The sequence below is a fragment of the Streptomyces sp. NPDC058373 genome (assembly GCF_042723275.1).
Classification (GTDB): Bacteria; Actinomycetota; Actinomycetes; order Streptomycetales; family Streptomycetaceae; genus Streptomyces.
The window spans coordinates 1-15,930 of record NZ_JBHXJE010000016.1 but is presented as its reverse complement, the minus strand read 5'-3'; the positions used below and the strand labels follow the sequence as shown (position 1 = coordinate 15,930).

Here is a 15,930-nt window from a genome sequence, read left to right as displayed (position 1 = left end):
ACGGCGGGGTCTGCGCTGGGATCGCTGCCCGGCGAGCCGGGGGGCGGGTCAGCCGTTGCCGGCACCGTTGCCCGAGAGCACCGGGATGTTGCTCAGGATGTGCGAGAGCGGCTCGTCACCCTTGGACTGGGTGGAGTTCTCGACGCACTGCTGCTTCTGCGGCGACGACAGGACGTCGATGTCCTGGACGGTGACCGGCACGACGCCGACGAGCGAGCCGACGTTCGCATCGACGGGCACACCGACGCAGGGCTTGTTCAGGGAGCCCTGCACCAGGCCGAGCTGGGGGCTCTGGTCGCCGGCGATCGAGGTGTTGCCGTAGGTCTGCTCGGCACCGTTGCCGCTCAGCGACGTGTGGCCGCCGTCGTCGCCGATGGCCATCGCCGGAGCGGCCGCGGCAGCGCCCGCACCCAGGATGGAGACGGCGACGGCAGCGGTAGCCATGACCTTCTTGATCACAGTGATTCCTCTTTCCGATGGAGTGCCCCGGGGGTGAGGCGCCCTGAACAACTCGTCGCCCTCGGGGAGGTTATGCCTGTTCGGGCGGTGTCACTCCAATGGCGGGTGAGGGGGTGTGGAGTTCTCCGATTATCGGAGCCGACGAAGGAATGGGATGCGTGAGGAGGGAGAGGCGGAACCGCTTTCCGTTCGAGTGAACCGGCGTCACCAAATACGGAGTGGCGAGTTGTCCAGAGAGCGCGGGGAGCACGACCCGTGCACATCGGAAGAAGAGGAAAAGCAGATGCTGAAGAAGATGATGGTCTCCGCGGCCGTGGCCGCCTCCGCGATCGGTATGGGGGCCGCCACCGCTGCTCCGGCGATGGCCATCGGCGACGACAACGGCCACACGTCGCTGAGCGGCAACGGCGCCGAGCAGTACTACGGCAACTCCTCCACCTCCGGTGACATGAGCCCGCAGATCGGCCTCATCCAGGGCTCGTTCAACAAGCCGTGCATCGGCCTGCCCGCCGACGCCAACATCGGCTCGCTCGTCGGCATCGTGCCGGTCTCGGTCCAGGACCTCAACGTCCTCTCGTCGCCGCAGCAGCAGCAGTGCGTCGAGAACTCCACCCAGACCAAGGGTGACGAGCCGCTCTCGCACCTCCTGAGCAACCTTCCGATCCTCTCGGGCAACGGCGCCGGCAACAGCTGACGCACCCCGCCCGGCTCCCGGGCCCGTGCCGCGCCGGAATCCCCGTCGGCAGCGGACGCGCGCGCCCACCGAGCCACCGAGGGCGACCCCCGCCGGTGACCGGCCGACCGGCTACGAAGCCCCTGACCGCACGTCAGGGGCTTTGTGCTGCGTACGGTACGTACGCCTGACGGGCGGGCGAACGCCCCGGCTCACCCGTCGAAGTCGACCGTGACCTTCTCCGACACCGGCCGGGTCTGGCAGGTCAGGACGTACCCCTGCTCGACCTCCGCCTCCTCCAGCGCGAAGTTGCGCCGCATTTCCGCCTCGCCCGCCGTGACCTTGGCCCGGCAGGTGCCGCAGACGCCGCCCTTGCAGGCGAACGGCATGTCGGGGCGGACGCGCTGGGCGCCGTCGAGGACGGTCTCGGCGCGGCTCGCCGGGAAGGTGCTGGAGCGCCCGTCGAGGACCAGGGTCACCTCGGAGACCGGGCCCTTCGGCAGCGCGTCCTCGTCGCGGCGGACCGGGGCGGGCTCCTCCTGGTCGTCGGCGAAGAAGAGCTCCTGGTGGACCCGGTCGCCCGGCACCCCCAGCCGCTCCAGCAGCGCCTGCGCGTCGCGGACCATGCCGTGCGGGCCGCAGAGCCACCAGTGGTCGGTGTCGGCCACCTCCAGCAGGGCCGGGACCAGGGCGGCGAGGCGGTCGGCGTCGAGGCGGCCGGAGAGGATCTCGGCCTCGCGGGGTTCCCGGGAGAGGATGTGGGCGACCTGGAAGCGGTCGGCGTAGCGGTCCTTCAGGTCGGCGATCTCGTCGGCGAACATCACCGTGCCCGAGCGGCGGTTGCCGTACAGCAGGGTGACGCGGGCCTCGGGGTGCCCGGCGAGGACCGAGGCGGCGATGGAGAGCATCGGGGTGATGCCGGAGCCGGCGGCGACCAGGACATGGTGCTCCGGCTCGCCGAGGGCCGGGGTGAACAGGCCGGTCGGCTCCATCACGTCGAGCACGTCGCCGGGCCGCACGCCGCGCACCAGCCACGTCGAGAAGAGGCCGTCCGGCACCACCCGCACGCCGATCCGGGGCGCCGCCCCCGCCGGGGCGCACAGCGAGTACGAGCGGCGCTCGTCGCGGCCGTCGACGGTGCGGCGGACCGTCAGGGACTGGCCCGGCGCGAAGGCGAAGGCGTCCGCGAGGGCGTCGGGCACCTCGAAGGTGATGGCGGCGGCGTCCTCGCACAGCGGCTCCACGGACGCCACCCGCAGCGCGTGGAACCGGGGCCTGCGGCGGGCGGGGGCCGGGGCGGGCGCGGCGGGGGCGGGCGAGGTGGGCGCGGACATCAGATCTCCTTGACGTGCTCGAAGGGTTCCCGGCAGGCGAGGCAGCGCCGCAGCGCCCGGCAGGAGGTGGCGGAGAACCGGGAGATCTCCTCCGTCCGCCCCGACCCGCAGAGCGGGCACGCCACCTCGGGAGCGGCGGAGCGGGTCGGCGACAGCGTGAGCGGCACCGGGCCCGACGGGCGCGGCGCCGGTCCGGGCGGCGCGATGTGGTGCTCGGCGAGGGCGCGGCGCCCGGCCTCGCTGATCCAGGCGGTGGACCACGGCGGGTCCAGCACGGTCCGCACCCGCACCTCGGGGAACCCGGCGCCGTGCAGCGCCCGTACGGTCTCCGCGCGCATCTCGGCCAGCGCCGGGCAGCCCGAGTAGGTGGGCGTCAGCGCCACCTCGACCGCGCCGTCCGTCGCGTAGGCGACGGAGCGCAGAACACCGAGGTCGGCGAGGGTCAGCATGGGCAGCTCGGGGTCGCGGACGGCGGCGGCCGCGGCGCGGGCCCGGGCCAGCCCGTCGTCGTCGCCGTCGACGGGCACGGCGGGCTCCGCGACCGGCACCGCACGCGGGGCGGGCCCGCCGGTGTCGCGGGCGGCCTCGGCGAGGACTGCGTCGAGCCCCGCGTCGAAGAGCGCGGCCGGGACGGTGACCGCCGCGCCGGGCCGGGTCACCACGCCGCCCCGGGGTGGGCGCGGGCCACCGACTGGAGCTCGTCGAGGAGCGGCGCGAGGTGCTCGGTGCGCTCCCCGGCCCGGCCCGAGCCGGAGTGCGCCCGGTACGCGCCGGCCGTCAGCCCGGCCGCGCGCGCCGTCTCCTCCCACACCTGCCGCAGCGCGGCGGCGGCCTCCGCCGCGTCGGCGCCGAGTGCGTCGGCAGAGGTGTCGGCGGCCAGCTCGCCCAGCCACGGCCCGACCTCGTCGTACCCGGCCTGCATGCGCCGGGCCGACTCCTCGGTGCCGTCGCCGAGCCGCACGATCCAGTCGGCGGCGAACTGCCGGTGGTACGCCAGCTCCTTGACGCCCTTGGCGGCGATGGCGGCCAGCACGGGGTCGGGTGTCGAGGCGAGCCGCTGGAAGAGGGCGAGCCGCCAGGCGGAGAGGGCCAGCAGCCGGGCCATGGCGAAGGCGAAGTCACCGCGCGGGAGTTCGGCGAGGCGGACGTTGCGGAAGGCGTCGGCGTCGCGCCAGTACGCGTAGTCGTCCTCGCCGCGCCCGGTGCCGTCGACCTGGCCGGCGCGGGCGTAGAGCAGGCGGGCCTGGCCGAGGAGGTCGAGGCCGATGTTGGCGAGGGCCAACTCGATCTCCAGCTCGGGCGCGTCCGTGGTCCACTGGGCCAGGCGCTGCGCGCCGACCAGGGCGTCGTCGCCGAGGGCCAGGCACAGCGCGGCGAGGGCGGCGGCGTCGACCCCGTCGGGCACCGCCGTGTCCACGCCGTGCAGCGGGTCCTCGAAGCCCGTGCCGAACGCCCAGCGGCCCTCGCCGTCCTCGCTTCCGGCGGCCAGGGACGCCGAGAGGTGGTCGTCACTCATCCGGGTGCTCCTTGTTCCGTGTTGCTCTGCTGCTCGGGGCGGTGGGGGCGGGACCCGCGTCAGATGTGCGGGACGTCCTCGGGGATGTCGTAGAAGGTCGGGTGCCGGTAGACCTTGTCGCCGCTCGGCGCGAAGAACGGGTCCTTCTCGTCGGGGGCGGAGGCGGCGATGTCGGTGGAGCGGACGGCCCAGACGGAGACGCCCTCGTTGCGGCGGGTGTAGAGGTCCCGGGCGTTGAGCAGGGCCATCCGGTCGTCGGCGGCCCGCAGCGAACCGACGTGGACGTGGTTGAGGCCGCGCTTGCCGCGCACGAAGATCTCGTAGAGCGGCCAGGAGCCGCGCGGGCTCTCGGTGGGGGCGGGGGTAGGGGTCTCGCTCACGCGGCGGCCTCCGTCCGGTCGGGCCCGGTGTGGCGGGCGGTGTGCTTGGCGGCGTGGGCGGCGGCGGCCTCGCGGACCCAGGCGCCCTCCTCGTGTGCGGCGCGACGGCGGGCGACGCGCTCGGCGTTGCACGGGCCGTCGCCGGAGATGACCCGCATCAGCTCGGCGTAGTCGGGGGTGCCGAAGTCGTACCGGCCGCGCTCCTCGTTCCACCGCAGTCCGGGATCGGGGAGGGTGACGCCGAGGTGCTCGGCCTGGGGCACGGTCATGTCGACGAAGCGCTGGCGCAGCTCGTCGTTGGAGTGCCGCTTGATCTTCCAGGCCATCGAGCGCTCGGAGTTGGGCGAGTTGTCGTCCGGCGGGCCGAACATCATCAGCGACGGCCACCACCAGCGGTCCACCGCGTCCTGCACCATCGCCCGCTGGCCCTCGGTACCGGACATCATCGTCATCAGCAGCTCGTAACCCTGCCGCTGGTGGAACGACTCCTCCTTGCAGACCCGGACCATGGCGCGGGCGTAGGGGCCGTACGAACTGCGGCAGAGCGGGACCTGGTTGCAGATGGCGGCGCCGTCCACGAACCAGCCGATGACGCCGACGTCGGCGAAGGTGGGCGTCGGGTAGTTGAAGATCGACGAGTACTTCTGGCGGCCGGTGATCAGCCGCTCGGTGAGGTCGTCGCGGTCGGCGCCGAGCGTCTCCGCGGCGCTGTACAGGTACAGGCCGTGCCCCGCCTCGTCCTGCACCTTGGCGAAGAGGATCGACTTGCGGCGCAGCGAAGGCGCGCGGGTGATCCAGTCGCCCTCCGGCTGCATGCCGATGATCTCGGAGTGCGCGTGCTGGGCGATCTGCCGGATCAGCGTCTTGCGGTACCCCTCGGGCATCCAGTCGCGCGGCTCCACTCGCTGGTCGCGGGCGATCGTCCCGTCGAAGTACTCCTGGAGCCCGCTCTCGCCGGGCGCCTCGGTCGTGGTCATCTGCCTCACTGCCTCTCGCTGCGGATCGGACTCGGGTACGCACGCCGGTACGCGGCGCCCGCCTCGGTCACTGCCACGTGTGGAACCCCTGGCCGGTGGAGCGGCCCAGCTCGCCGCGGGCCACCTTGTCGCGGAGCAGCTGCGGCGGGGCGAAGCGGTCGCCGAGGGTGGCGTGCAGGTACTCGGCGATGGCCAGGCGGACGTCGAGGCCGACCAGGTCGGTCAGGCGCAGCGGGCCCATCGGGTGCTTGTAGCCGAGCCGCATGGCGTCGTCGATGGCCTCGGCGGAGGCGACGCCCTCCTCGACCATGCGGATGGCCTCCAGGCCGAGCGCCACGCCGAGGCGGCTGGAGGCGAAGCCCGGGGAGTCCTTGACGACGACGTCCTTCTTGCCGAGCGCCGCCGTCCAGGCCAGCGCCCGGTCGATCACGGCCTGCTCGGTGGACTCGGCGACGACCAGCTCGATCAGGGCGGAGGCCGGGACCGGGTTGAAGAAGTGCATGCCGAGGAAGCGGGCCGGGCGGTTCAGCACGGCGGCCAGCTCGGTCACCGAGAGCGAGCTGGTGTTGGTCGCCAGCACCGTGGCCTCGCCCACCACCTGCTCGGCGGCGGCCAGCAGCTTCGCCTTCAGCCCGGCGTCCTCCGGTACGGCCTCCACGACCAGCTCGGTCGCCGGGTCGAGCCCGGTCACCGCGTCGGCGAAGGCCATCCGGTCCAGCACCTCGGCGGGGCCGACGTCGATCAGCCCGCGCCCAGCGGCCCGCTCCAGCGAACCGGCGACCCGGGTACGGACCGTCTCGGCGGCCTCGCGGCTCTGCTCGACCACGGTGACGGGCGCCCCGGCGGTGGCGAAGGACTGGGCGATGCCCGCGCCCATCCGGCCGCCGCCGATCACGGCGACGCTCTTCGGAAGGGCGGGGGCCGGCGCCTGGCTCGGTCCGGTGATCATGAGCGGGCCTCCGTCGGGGCGGGGGTGGTGGAGCGTTCCAGGAAGGCGGTCATCCGCTCGCGCTTGTCGGCGGACTCGAAGAGCACCGCCTGCGCGAGGTCGTCGGCGACCGGGTGGGCGCCGGGGGCGTCCATGACGAGCTTGGTCAGGCGCAGGGCGGTGGCCGACTGGCGGGCCATCCGGTCCAGCATCCGGTGGGCGGCGGCCGTCAGTTCATCGGCGGGGACCACGTCCGCGACCAGGCCGCAGGCGAGCGCCGCCCGCGCGTCCAGCCGTCGGCCGGCCAGCAGCACCTGTTTGGCGACCGACTCGCCGACCAGCTCGGGCAGCCGCCAGCAGGCGCCGGCGGCGGCGAGGATGCCGAGGCCGGGCTCCGGGTTGCCGAAGACCGCGTCGGGCCCGGCGATCCTGAGGTCGCAGGCGTAGGCCAGTTCGGCGCCGCCCCCCAGCGCCCAGCCGTCGACGGCGGCCAGCGTCGGCAGGGGGAGGCGCCGCACCCGCTCGAAGAGGCGGCTGTTGACGCCCTGGAGCGCCTGGTCGCGGCCGCGCTCGCGCAGCTCGGCGATGTCGGCACCGCCCGCGAAGACCCGGCCCGCGCCGGTCAGCAGCAGGAAGCGCGGCTCGTCCTCCAGCGCCTCGCAGACGGTGTGCAGCTCGCGGATCATGCGGGCGCTGATGGCGTTGCGCGCCTCGGGCCGGTCCAGGGTGACGACGACCCGGTCCGGGCGCTCCTCGACGGTGAGCGTGGTGAACTTGGCCGACGCCAGGGGCGACGGCCCGGTGTGCTCGGATGCGGTGTCCATGGCGGTACCGGCGTCCTGCTCGGGGGTCCCCGTACCCGTACTCATACCCGCTCCACCAGCATCGCGACGCCTTGGCCGACGCCGACGCAGAGCGTGGCCAGGCCGCGCCGTGCCTCCTCGCGCTCCAGGCGGCCCAGCAGGGTCAGCAGGATGCGGGAGCCGGAGGAGCCCAGCGGGTGGCCGAGTGCGATGGCGCCGCCGTCCGCGTTGACCCGCTCCGGGTCCAGCTTCAGGCGGCCGATCACGGCGAGCGCCTGCGCGGCGAACGCCTCGTTCAGCTCGGCCGCTTCCACGTCGGCGGTCGTCCACCCGGCCCGCTCCAGCGCCTTCTGGGTCGCCGGGACCGGGCCGAGGCCCATCAGGTGCGGCTCGACCCCGGCCGAGGCGGCGGCGGTGATCCGGGCGCGCGGGGTCAGTCCGTACCGCTCTACGGCCGCGCCGCTCGCCACGACGAGCGCCGAGGCGCCGTCGGAGAGCGGTGAGGAGGCGCCGGCGGTGACGATGCCGTCGGCCCGGAAGACGGTCCGCAGCGTGGCCAGCTTCTCCAGGGTGGTGGAGGGGCGCGGCCCCTCGTCGGCGGTGACCTCGCCGTCCTTGACCGGGACCGGGACGATCTCCCGGTCGAAGCGCCCGGCGCGCTGGGCGGCGACGGCCCGCTGGTGCGAGCGGAGCGCGAAGGCGTCGGAGTTCTCGCGGGTGATCCCGTCGAGCGCGGCGACCTCCTCGGCCGTCTCGCCCATCGACAGCGTCACCGGCCCCTCGCCCGGCGCCGGGGCCCGGTCGGCCGCCGAGAACCGGGGGTTGGTGAACCGCCACCCCAGCGAGGTGTCGAAGACCTCGCCGGGCTTGGCCCAGGGCGTACCCGGCTTCGCCATCACCCAGGGGGCGCGGGTCATCGACTCGACGCCGCCCGCCACCACCACCTCGGCCTCGCCGGAGCGGACGGCCTGCGCGGCGGAGGCGACGGCGGTCAGGCCCGAGGCGCAGAGCCGGTTGACGGTGTAGCCGGGCACGGTGTGCGGCAGCCCCGCCAGCAGCACCGCCATCCGCGCCACGTCGCGGTTGTCCTCGCCCGCCTGGTTGGCGGCGCCGAGGATCACCTCGTCGATCGCGTCGGCGGGCACCTGGGAGCGCCGCACGGCCTCGCCGACGACGAGCGCGGCCAGGTCGTCGGGGCGGACCTGGGCGAGGGCGCCGCCGTACTTGCCCTGCGGGGTGCGGGCCCCGTCGATCAGGTAGACCTCCTCCGGCACCTCAGGCCCCCTGGACGGCGCGCGCCGGGCGGCGGGACTGGAGGGTGTGGAAGCGGCCGGTGACGAAGGCCGGGTCGGTGAGGGTGGCGGAGGCGGCCGGGTTGGCGGCCGAGCCGTGGAAGTCGCTGAAGGCCGCCGACTGGTTGACGAAGACGGAGCCGGTGAAGTTCTCCGCCAGGTGCACGCCCGCGTCGAGCGCCGCCTCGCGGGTCCGCTCCAGCACGGCCTCGTCGGTGGAGTGGACGGTGGCGGTCAGCGCGCCGTGCTCGCCGACGGTCTCCCGGAAGAGCGCCAGGGAGTGGTCGGTGGAGTCGGTGGCGACCACGAAGGAGACCGGCCCGAACCACTCGCTGCGGTACGTCTCGGCGTCCGCGTCGGCGTCCACCAGCGTGACCAGCGGCGAGCGCTGCACGGCCGCCTCCGAGGAGGGGTGGACCAGGGCCTGCCCGCCCCAGCTCGTCCCGCCGAGCTTCGCGGCCCGCTCGACCCGCTCCACGACCGGGGCGCCGACCAGCGCGCCGAGCGTGCCGGCCGCCCGCTCCGGGGCGCCGAGCAGCTTGTCGAGGGCCGCGCCCAGGTCGGCGCCGAACTCGACCGGGGTCTTCACGCCCTGGTCGGTGGCGAAACCCTCGCGCGGTACGTAGAGGTTCTGCGGGGTGGTGCACATCTGGCCGCTGTAGAGGGAGAGCGAGAACGAGAGGTTCCGCAGCAGGCCCTTGTAGTCGTCGGTGGAGTCCAGGACGACGGTGTTGAGACCGGCCTTCTCGGTGTACACGGCGGCCTGGAGGGCGTTGCGCTCCAGCCAGGTGCCGAACTCCGAGGAGCCGGTGAAGTCGACGATCCGCACGTCCGGGTGGACGGCCAGCTCGGCGGCGCTGCGCCCGTCGGCCTCCTCGGCGGCCAGCAGCACCACGTCCGGGTCGAACCCGGCCTCGGCCAGCACCTCGCGGGCGATCGCGACGGTGATCGCCAGCGGCAGGACCGCGCCCGGGTGCGGCTTGACGATCACCGGGTTGCCGGTGACCAGCGAGGCGAACAGGCCCGGGTAGCCGTTCCAGGTCGGGAAGGTGTTGCAGGCGATCAGCAGCGCGACGCCCGCGCCGAGCGGCGTGAAGGTCTTCTCCAGCACCGTCGGCTCCCCCTTGCGGGCGGGCTTCTCCCACCGCGCCGCCGCCGGGTGCCGCTTCTGCTCCGCCCAGGCGTACGCCACCGCCTCCAGACCCCGGTCCTGCGCGTTCGGCCCGCCCGCCTGGAAGGCCATCACGAAGGGCTGGCCGGTGGTGTGGTGGACGGCGTGGCCGATCTCGAAGGAGGCCGCGTTGAGCCGGGCCAGGATCTCCGCCGCGACCCCGGCCCGCTCGTCCGGCGTCGCCCGGCGCCAGCCGCGCCCGGCGGCCTTGGCGGCGGCCACCGCGTCGGCGGGGGCCAGGCGCGGGTACGTCACGCCGAGCACCCGGCCGTACGGGGAGACCTCACCGCCGACGGCACCGGGCTCGCCCGGGTGCCCGGGCAGCTCGAAGGCCTGGCCGAGCCGCGCCTCGAAGGCCGCCTCGCCCGCCTCGGCCGCGCCGTCGCCGTAGACGGAACGGCTCGGCGACTCCGGGTACGCCGACCAGAAGCCGCGGGCGGTGATCTCGGCCGAAGCCCTGCTCAGCAGGGTCTCGTGGCGGGCGAAGAAGTCGGCCGCACCGGTGGTGGCGGTGGCGTCGGGAGAAGGCATGGGCACCCCTTGACAGGCAGATCGGATGCTGAATTACTGAGCTGGTCGCAAGCTAACCGAATGTTCGGTCGGGCAGCAAGGGGTGATGGCCGCATGGGACGTGGCGAGGACACGCGGACCGGCTCGCGGGCCGCTCCCCGCACCGGCCCCCGCACCGGTCTCCCGGCAGCGGCGGAGGCCGTGACTCCGGGCGTGCCGCCGGCCGGCGGGAGCGCCGACGCGCCCGCCCCGGCACCCGGGCGCGGGGCCGCGACACCCGACACGGCCGGTACGGCCGACCGGGTGACGCGGGCAGCGCCACGCGCGCCGGCAGGGGACCAGGGGGCGCCGGCGGGAGGCGTGGGCGCGCGTGCCGTCCGGGAGGCCGCCGCCGGGGAGCTCGCGGCCGGGGACCCCGGCACCCGCACCCCGGCCGCCGGCCCCGTCGGCCTCGTCCCCGACAACCCCGCCGCCCGCATGTTCGCCGCCGACGCCGCCTCGCAGGGGCTCGGGATGACCCTCCAGGCGGTCGGCGAAGGCACCGCGCGGGTCGGGATGACCGTCACCGGCGCCATGGTCAACGGCCACGGCAACGCCCACGGCGGCTTCCTCTTCTCGCTCGCCGACACCGCTTTCGCCTGCGCCTGCAACAGCTACGGTCCGGTCACCGTGGGAGCCGCGGCCGACATCGTCTTCGTCGCCCCCGCCCGCGAGGGCGACGTCCTGACGGCCCACGCCGTCGAACGCACCCGCTTCGGACGCAGCGGCGTCTACGACGTGCGCATCACCCGTGACGACCAGGTCGTCGCCGAGTTCCGCGGCCACAGCCGCGTGATACGAGCCGTGGAAGGATGATCATGAACACCACTGCGGCCGGGACAGGGACGTCCCGGCTGGGCGAGCCGCTGCCCGACGAGCTGAAGGACCCCGCCGAGCGCCTCACCGTGCCCGAGCTGCGCGTCCTCCAGCTGGAGCGGCTGCAGGCGAGTCTGCGCCACGCCTACGACAACGTGCCGCTGTACCGCCACAAGTTCGAGGAGGCCGGGGTCACCTCGGACGACTGCCGCACCCTGGACGACCTCGCGCGGTTCCCCTTCACCGCCAAGGCAGACCTGCGCGCGTCGTACCCCTTCGGCATGTTCGCCGTCCCGCAGGCCGACATCCGCCGCATCCACGCCTCCAGCGGCACCACCGGCCGCCCCACCGTCGTCGGCTACACCGACAACGACCTCTCCGTCTGGGCCGACCTCGTCGCCCGCTCGCTGCGCGCCGCCGGCGCCCGCCCGGGCGACAAGGTCCACGTGGCGTACGGATACGGGCTGTTCACCGGCGGCCTCGGCGCGCACTACGGCGTGGAGCGGGCCGGCTGCACCGTGATCCCCGCCTCCGGCGGCATGACCGCCCGGCAGGTCCAGATCATCCAGGACTTCCGTCCCGAGATCATCATGGTCACCCCTTCTTACCTGCTCACCCTCCTCGACGAGTTCGACCGCCAGGGCATCGACCCGCGCTCCACCTCGCTGCGCGCGGGCGTCTTCGGCGCCGAGCCGTGGACCGAGGAGATGCGCCGGGAGATCGAGCAGCGGATGGACCTGCACGCCGTCGACATCTACGGCCTCTCCGAGGTGATGGGCCCCGGCGTCGCCCAGGAGTGCGTCGACACCAAGGACGGCCTGCACCTCTGGGAGGACCACTTCTACCCGGAGATCGTCGACCCGGTCACCGGCGAGGTGCTGCCCGACGGCGAGCCCGGTGAGCTGGTCCTGACCAGCCTCACCAAGGAGGCCATGCCCGTCGTCCGCTACCGCACCCGCGACCTGACCCGGCTGCTGCCCGGCACCGCCCGGCCCGCCATGCGCCGGATGGAGAAGATCAGCGGACGCTCCGACGACATGATCATCTTGCGCGGGGTCAACCTCTTCCCGAGCCAGATCGAGGAGATCCTGCTCCGCACCGAGGGCGTCGCCCCGCACTTCCAGCTCCGGCTGACCAAGCGCGGCCGGATGGACCACCTCACCGTGCGCGCCGAGGCCCGGCCCACCGCCGGCACCGCGGTGCGCGAGAGCGCCGCCGCGGCGATCGGCAAGGCCATCAAGGACGGCGTCGGCGTCACCGCCGCCGTGGAGATCGTCGACCCCGAGACGCTGGAACGCTCCGTCGGCAAGATCCGCCGCATCGTCGACGAGCGCGCCGCCGCACCGGCCTGAATCCCGCGCCCTGGCCCGTCGGAGGGGTGCGGCGGGCGCCGGGTTCCGCCTGAGCGGTCCACCCACTGCGAGGAGCCGGCTGCCCCGGGTACGCGGAAGGGGCTCCGCGCACCGTGGGGCGCGGAGCCCCTTCCCAAGCGCCCAGGGCTAGCCCCGGGAAGGAAGCGTCAGCGGGCCCGAGGGCTCCAGGCGCCTCCGGTTTCGACCGCCGGTCAGAGGAGGTCGAGGTCGAGCGCGTCGTTCAGCACCTGGTCGAGGTCCAGGAGGTCGTTGTCCTGCTTCTGGTCGGTCGGGTAGTCGTTGTCCGGGTCGCTCCAGAAGGTGCCCTGGTGGCCGGTGGGCGTCGGCTCCACGGCCGAGGCGGTGCCGGCGAGCGGGACGATGGCGGCGGCGGCGAGGGCCGCGGCGGCTGCCGTACGGCCGAGCATCTTGCGCATGCTTACTCCTGTGTGCGGAGAAAAAGGGACGTCAGGAGCCATACCTCCGCAGGCCCCCACCCCTAACGCGCCGCGCCGCCGACCAGCACTCCGGGGGGTCTTCGGGGGCCGGACGGGCGCCCAGCGGGTGCGCCCTGCGCGCGGTCGTGCACGGGCGCCGCCGCCGGTCCCCCGGCTCAGGCCAGCGGCAGGCCCTCCAGCGGCACCCCGCCGAGCAGGGACTGGGCGGCACCGGCGACCTGGCCGACGCCTTCCCCGGCCTTCCCGAGGTCGCTGCCCCGCACCTGGTCCACGGCGCTGTCGGCGCCACGCAGCAACGGGTCGGTGAGCTGGCCGCCGAGGCGGTCGGTCTCTAGCGACCGGGTCAGCGTGTCCACGCCGGCGTTGAGGCTCATCGGCACCGACGTGCTGTCGGCGGCGAGCGCCGGGGTGGCCGCCGCGGCGGCGGCACCGGCGGCCAGCATCGAGACGGCGACGGCGGAGGCGGTCCTGCGGTGCTTCATGTGGGTCCTTCTTCCACGCCGGGAACGGCCCGGCGGTCCGGTCGAATCCGAGTGCTCGTCCGAGTGCTCGCATCTGACTTCTCGCGTCCGCCTGCTCAACGAAAAGCGCCCGTCGGGGAAACCCGGCGGACGGCCGGCTCCGACCGATTCACCCGGACGCGTGGCCGGTGCCGGGCTGATGGTGCGACCGGGTGGAGGAGCGCGCGCCGGGCGCGGAATGGGCGCCGCGTACGGAAAGGGGGCGGCCGGAAATCCGCCGCGCGAGCTGCTCACCTCTCCCGGCCGGGGAATGCGCGCCCGCGGCTGCGGGGCCCCGCAATTGCCGTAGGCCTCCGCTGTGGCCCGAGCGGTGATTTGCCCCAGCAGTAAGGGCCTTCGAGCAATCGCGAATGCGCCGCGGGGGCGCGGAGCCGCTGGGAAACGCCGATCGGGCCGCCTCACGCATTCCGTGAGGCGGCCCGATCGCGGGCCCGCCCGGCGGTGGGGCCGGGCGGGGCGCGGTGGGCCCGAGGGGCCCGGTCGGTCAGCGGCGGGCGGCGTTGCCGCGGCGGACCATCAGCAGGCCACCACCGAGCAGGGCGGCGGAGAGAGCGGCGGCCGCACCGATCTGGTCGGCGCCGGTCCGGGCCAGCTCGTCCTTCGGCTTGTCGCGCCCGGTGGGGGGCTCGTCGGCGGGCGGCTCGTCGGCCGGGGGCTCCTCGGCGGGGGGCTCCTCCGTGGGGGGCTCCTCCGTGGGCGGCTCCTGGGTCGGGGGCTGCTCGGTGGGGGGCTCCTCCGTGGGCGGCTCTTCGGTGGGGGGCTCCTCGGTCGGAGGCTCCTCGGTCGGGGGCTCCTCCGTGGGCGGCTCCTCGGTCGGGGGCTGCTCGGTGGGGGGCTCCTCCGTGGGCGGCTGAGCGCCGCCGTTGACGCACTCGTTGCCGAAGACCGGGTTGAGGAGGCCGACCACGTTGGCGGAGTTGCCGCAGACGTTCACCGGCACGTGGACCGGGGCCTGCACGGCGTTGCCGGAGGCCACGCCGGGGGAGTCGGTCGCGGCGGCCTCCGCCTGGGCGCCACCGTCACCGGTGTTGGCGCACGCGTTGCCGAAGGCCGGGTTGAGGAGCGCGATGACGTTCACGGTGTTGCCGCAGAGGTTCACCGGCACGTGGACCGGGGCCTGGACGGCGTTGCCGGAAGCGACCCCGGGGGAGTTGGTGGCGGCCCCCGCCGCTCCGGCGTCGGCGTAGGCGGCTCCGCCCGTCACCGAGAGGAGGCCGGTCGCCGCCGCGGCGGCGAGCATGCTCCTGCTCATAACCTGTCGCACTTGATCGTTCCCTGTCTTTTCAGGTCGGGAGGGCCCGATGCCCGCCCGTGCTGCTGGGGGAAACGGCCCCCGAACGCATGGCGTGCGCTCGGGGGCCGCTCCGCGGGTCCAGGCGTCGCGCGCCCGGAGGGCGCCGTCAGACGTTGGCGCAGGTGTTGCCGAAGGCCGGGTTCAGCAGGCCGACGACGTTCACGGTGTTGCCGCAGAGGTTCACGGGGATGTGGACCGGGACCTGGACGGCGTTGCCCGAGATGACGCCGGGGGAGTTGGTGGCGGCGGCACCGGCGCCCGCGTCGGCCAGGGCCGGGGTGGCCACGCCCACGGCCATCAGCGAACCGGCGATGAATGCGGCGCTCTTCATGTACTTCACGGTTGTACCTTTCCGGCGGCGACGCCCTACACAGCTACGTCTTTCGCGCTGCACGAGTCGGTGTCACGCCCCGTGTCGTCGCCGTCGTTATCGGTAACGACCGGATGGGTGCGAGGAAACTGAGGAAATGCGGGCGGTTTCCCGCCGCCACCCGAACGCGCCGTGTCGGATGGCGACCGGGGAATTGAGGAACGGTTTCTTCTTCGGGCGCCGGGTCTGGGGAGCTGGATGCCGCCCAGACCCGGCCAGGGAACGAACCGCAGTGCCCAACGTTGTCTGCACCGGCCACGTAACGGAGTGAGTGAATAGTTCTATTTGAGGTCCGGGGCGATACGGGCGCGAGAGGCGGGCGACGCTGTCCCAAGGTGCTCTTCCGGGCCCCGCGATGCGGGCCCGGCCCGCGCGCGTCGACGTCCCGTCAGGCGCGGGCGGGAACGCCGCTCGTGGCCCCGGCCGGTACGCCGCCGGGCGCCACGGCGTACCAGCGCTCGCCGTCCACCCGCGCGAACCCGCGCTCGGCGAGGCCCTCCAGGTGGCGGGTGACCGTGGCCTGCTGGTAGCCCACGGCCGCGCTCACCTCGTCCAGGCCGGCGCCCTCGGCACCGGCGGCGGCCAGGTGGCGCCAGCTCCGCTCGGCGGTCCGCCCGAGCCCGCCCGCGCCGACGGGGGCGAAGAGCTCGGCGGGAGCGTCGGGGAGGGGCGCGGGGGACGCCTGCCGCGGGGGCTCGGGCGGCGCGGCCGCCCGCGTTCCGGCGGACGCCGTTTCGGCCGCCGGCCTCGGGGCCGCGGACGCCGCCGTCCGGGCGGTGGCCGTCGGCGCCGTGGGCCCGGTGCCCTGCCCGGCGCTGCCCGGCGGCCGGCTCCGGGTGACGGGGCGCGGGGTGCGGTTGACGGTGCGGTGGCGGCGGCCCTTCTGTTTGCGGGCCTTCTGCTGGCGGCCTTTCTGCGTCGGCATGTGCTGCTCCGTCCGTGTGGGGGGAGGGTGGGTCGCGTACGGGTCGGCGCGGCGTCCAGGGCGCGGGCGCCGACGGCCACGGCGCGGGGGCGCCGACGCTCCGGTGAGGAAG

At 74.6% G+C, this 15,930-nt stretch carries 18 protein-coding genes; 3 read left to right on the top strand and 15 right to left on the bottom strand.

Features of this window, described 5'->3' with window-relative positions:
- Positions 1-48 precede the first annotated feature (48 nt).
- Positions 49-459 (bottom strand): rodlin, encoded by a 411-nt coding sequence (locus tag ACFWMZ_RS12385; protein ID WP_383181820.1) that lies wholly within the window; start codon positions 457-459, stop codon positions 49-51.
- Positions 460-742: 283 nt separating this feature from the next.
- On the opposite strand from ACFWMZ_RS12385, the gene ACFWMZ_RS12380 reads away from it, so the two are divergent.
- The gene (locus ACFWMZ_RS12380; RefSeq protein WP_383181819.1) at positions 743-1,153 is read left to right on the top strand and encodes a rodlin; all 411 of its coding nucleotides are present in this window, start codon (positions 743-745) and stop codon (positions 1,151-1,153) included.
- Positions 1,154-1,344: 191 nt separating this feature from the next.
- Here the strand turns inward: ACFWMZ_RS12380 and paaE are convergent, their stop codons facing one another.
- From paaE to paaN, 9 genes are all read right to left on the bottom strand, one after another.
- On the bottom strand, positions 1,345-2,466 hold the full coding sequence (paaE, locus tag ACFWMZ_RS12375; protein WP_383201227.1) for a 1,2-phenylacetyl-CoA epoxidase subunit PaaE: 1,122 nt from the start codon (positions 2,464-2,466) through the stop codon (positions 1,345-1,347).
- A complete protein-coding gene (gene paaD / locus ACFWMZ_RS12370; protein WP_383201372.1) occupies positions 2,466-3,125 on the bottom strand; it encodes a 1,2-phenylacetyl-CoA epoxidase subunit PaaD in 660 nt (219 codons plus the stop codon). The genes paaE and paaD overlap by 1 nt, the downstream gene beginning before the upstream one ends.
- Positions 3,122-3,982 (bottom strand): 1,2-phenylacetyl-CoA epoxidase subunit PaaC, encoded by an 861-nt coding sequence (gene paaC / locus ACFWMZ_RS12365; RefSeq protein ID WP_383201224.1) that lies wholly within the window; start codon positions 3,980-3,982, stop codon positions 3,122-3,124. Before paaC ends, paaD begins: the two co-directional genes overlap by 4 nt.
- Positions 3,983-4,041: 59 nt before the next feature.
- Complete coding sequence (gene paaB / locus ACFWMZ_RS12360; RefSeq protein WP_383181812.1) at positions 4,042-4,362, bottom strand: 1,2-phenylacetyl-CoA epoxidase subunit PaaB; 321 nt, start codon at positions 4,360-4,362, stop codon at positions 4,042-4,044.
- Positions 4,359-5,339, bottom strand: coding sequence for a 1,2-phenylacetyl-CoA epoxidase subunit PaaA (gene paaA / locus ACFWMZ_RS12355; RefSeq protein WP_383181809.1), 981 nt, complete (start codon positions 5,337-5,339; stop codon positions 4,359-4,361). Before paaA ends, paaB begins: the two co-directional genes overlap by 4 nt.
- A gap of 67 nt (positions 5,340-5,406) precedes the next feature.
- Positions 5,407-6,288: a 3-hydroxyacyl-CoA dehydrogenase family protein gene (locus ACFWMZ_RS12350; RefSeq protein WP_383181806.1), complete on the bottom strand. Its 882-nt coding sequence runs from the start codon at positions 6,286-6,288 to the stop codon at positions 5,407-5,409.
- The gene (locus ACFWMZ_RS12345) at positions 6,285-7,091 is read right to left on the bottom strand and encodes an enoyl-CoA hydratase/isomerase family protein (RefSeq protein ID WP_383201369.1); all 807 of its coding nucleotides are present in this window, start codon (positions 7,089-7,091) and stop codon (positions 6,285-6,287) included. The genes ACFWMZ_RS12350 and ACFWMZ_RS12345 overlap by 4 nt, the downstream gene beginning before the upstream one ends.
- 41 nt (positions 7,092-7,132) lie before the next feature.
- Positions 7,133-8,344: a thiolase family protein gene (locus ACFWMZ_RS12340; protein WP_383181803.1), complete on the bottom strand. Its 1,212-nt coding sequence runs from the start codon at positions 8,342-8,344 to the stop codon at positions 7,133-7,135.
- A gap of 1 nt (position 8,345) precedes the next feature.
- Positions 8,346-10,064 carry a phenylacetic acid degradation protein PaaN gene (gene paaN / locus ACFWMZ_RS12335; RefSeq protein WP_383201221.1) on the bottom strand — a complete coding sequence of 573 codons (1,719 nt, stop codon included), beginning with the start codon at positions 10,062-10,064 and terminating at the stop codon, positions 8,346-8,348.
- A gap of 456 nt (positions 10,065-10,520) precedes the next feature.
- Between paaN and paaI the strand changes: the two genes are divergently transcribed.
- Together paaI and paaK are read left to right on the top strand one after the other, a co-directional pair.
- Positions 10,521-10,898, top strand: a complete 378-nt coding sequence (gene paaI / locus ACFWMZ_RS12330) for a hydroxyphenylacetyl-CoA thioesterase PaaI (protein ID WP_383181869.1) — start codon at positions 10,521-10,523, stop codon at positions 10,896-10,898.
- Entirely contained in the window at positions 10,895-12,250 is a 1,356-nt protein-coding gene (gene paaK, locus ACFWMZ_RS12325; protein WP_383201219.1) for a phenylacetate--CoA ligase PaaK, read from the top strand. Before paaI ends, paaK begins: the two co-directional genes overlap by 4 nt.
- Positions 12,251-12,462: 212 nt before the next feature.
- Here paaK and ACFWMZ_RS12320 read toward each other — a convergent pair whose 3' ends face one another.
- The 5 genes from ACFWMZ_RS12320 to ACFWMZ_RS12300 form a co-directional block, all read right to left on the bottom strand.
- On the bottom strand, positions 12,463-12,687 hold the full coding sequence (locus tag ACFWMZ_RS12320) for a hypothetical protein (protein ID WP_383181794.1): 225 nt from the start codon (positions 12,685-12,687) through the stop codon (positions 12,463-12,465).
- Between the two features lie 176 nt (positions 12,688-12,863).
- The gene (locus ACFWMZ_RS12315; RefSeq protein ID WP_383181791.1) at positions 12,864-13,190 is read right to left on the bottom strand and encodes a hypothetical protein; all 327 of its coding nucleotides are present in this window, start codon (positions 13,188-13,190) and stop codon (positions 12,864-12,866) included.
- 523 nt (positions 13,191-13,713) lie between these two features.
- Positions 13,714-14,469 carry a chaplin gene (locus tag ACFWMZ_RS12310; RefSeq protein ID WP_383181867.1) on the bottom strand — a complete coding sequence of 252 codons (756 nt, stop codon included), beginning with the start codon at positions 14,467-14,469 and terminating at the stop codon, positions 13,714-13,716.
- A 160-nt stretch (positions 14,470-14,629) separates the two neighbouring features.
- The gene (locus ACFWMZ_RS12305; RefSeq protein ID WP_383181776.1) at positions 14,630-14,863 is read right to left on the bottom strand and encodes a chaplin; all 234 of its coding nucleotides are present in this window, start codon (positions 14,861-14,863) and stop codon (positions 14,630-14,632) included.
- Between the two features lie 418 nt (positions 14,864-15,281).
- Positions 15,282-15,818: a helix-turn-helix domain-containing protein gene (locus ACFWMZ_RS12300; RefSeq protein WP_383201216.1), complete on the bottom strand. Its 537-nt coding sequence runs from the start codon at positions 15,816-15,818 to the stop codon at positions 15,282-15,284.
- Positions 15,819-15,930: the final 112 nt, after the last annotated feature.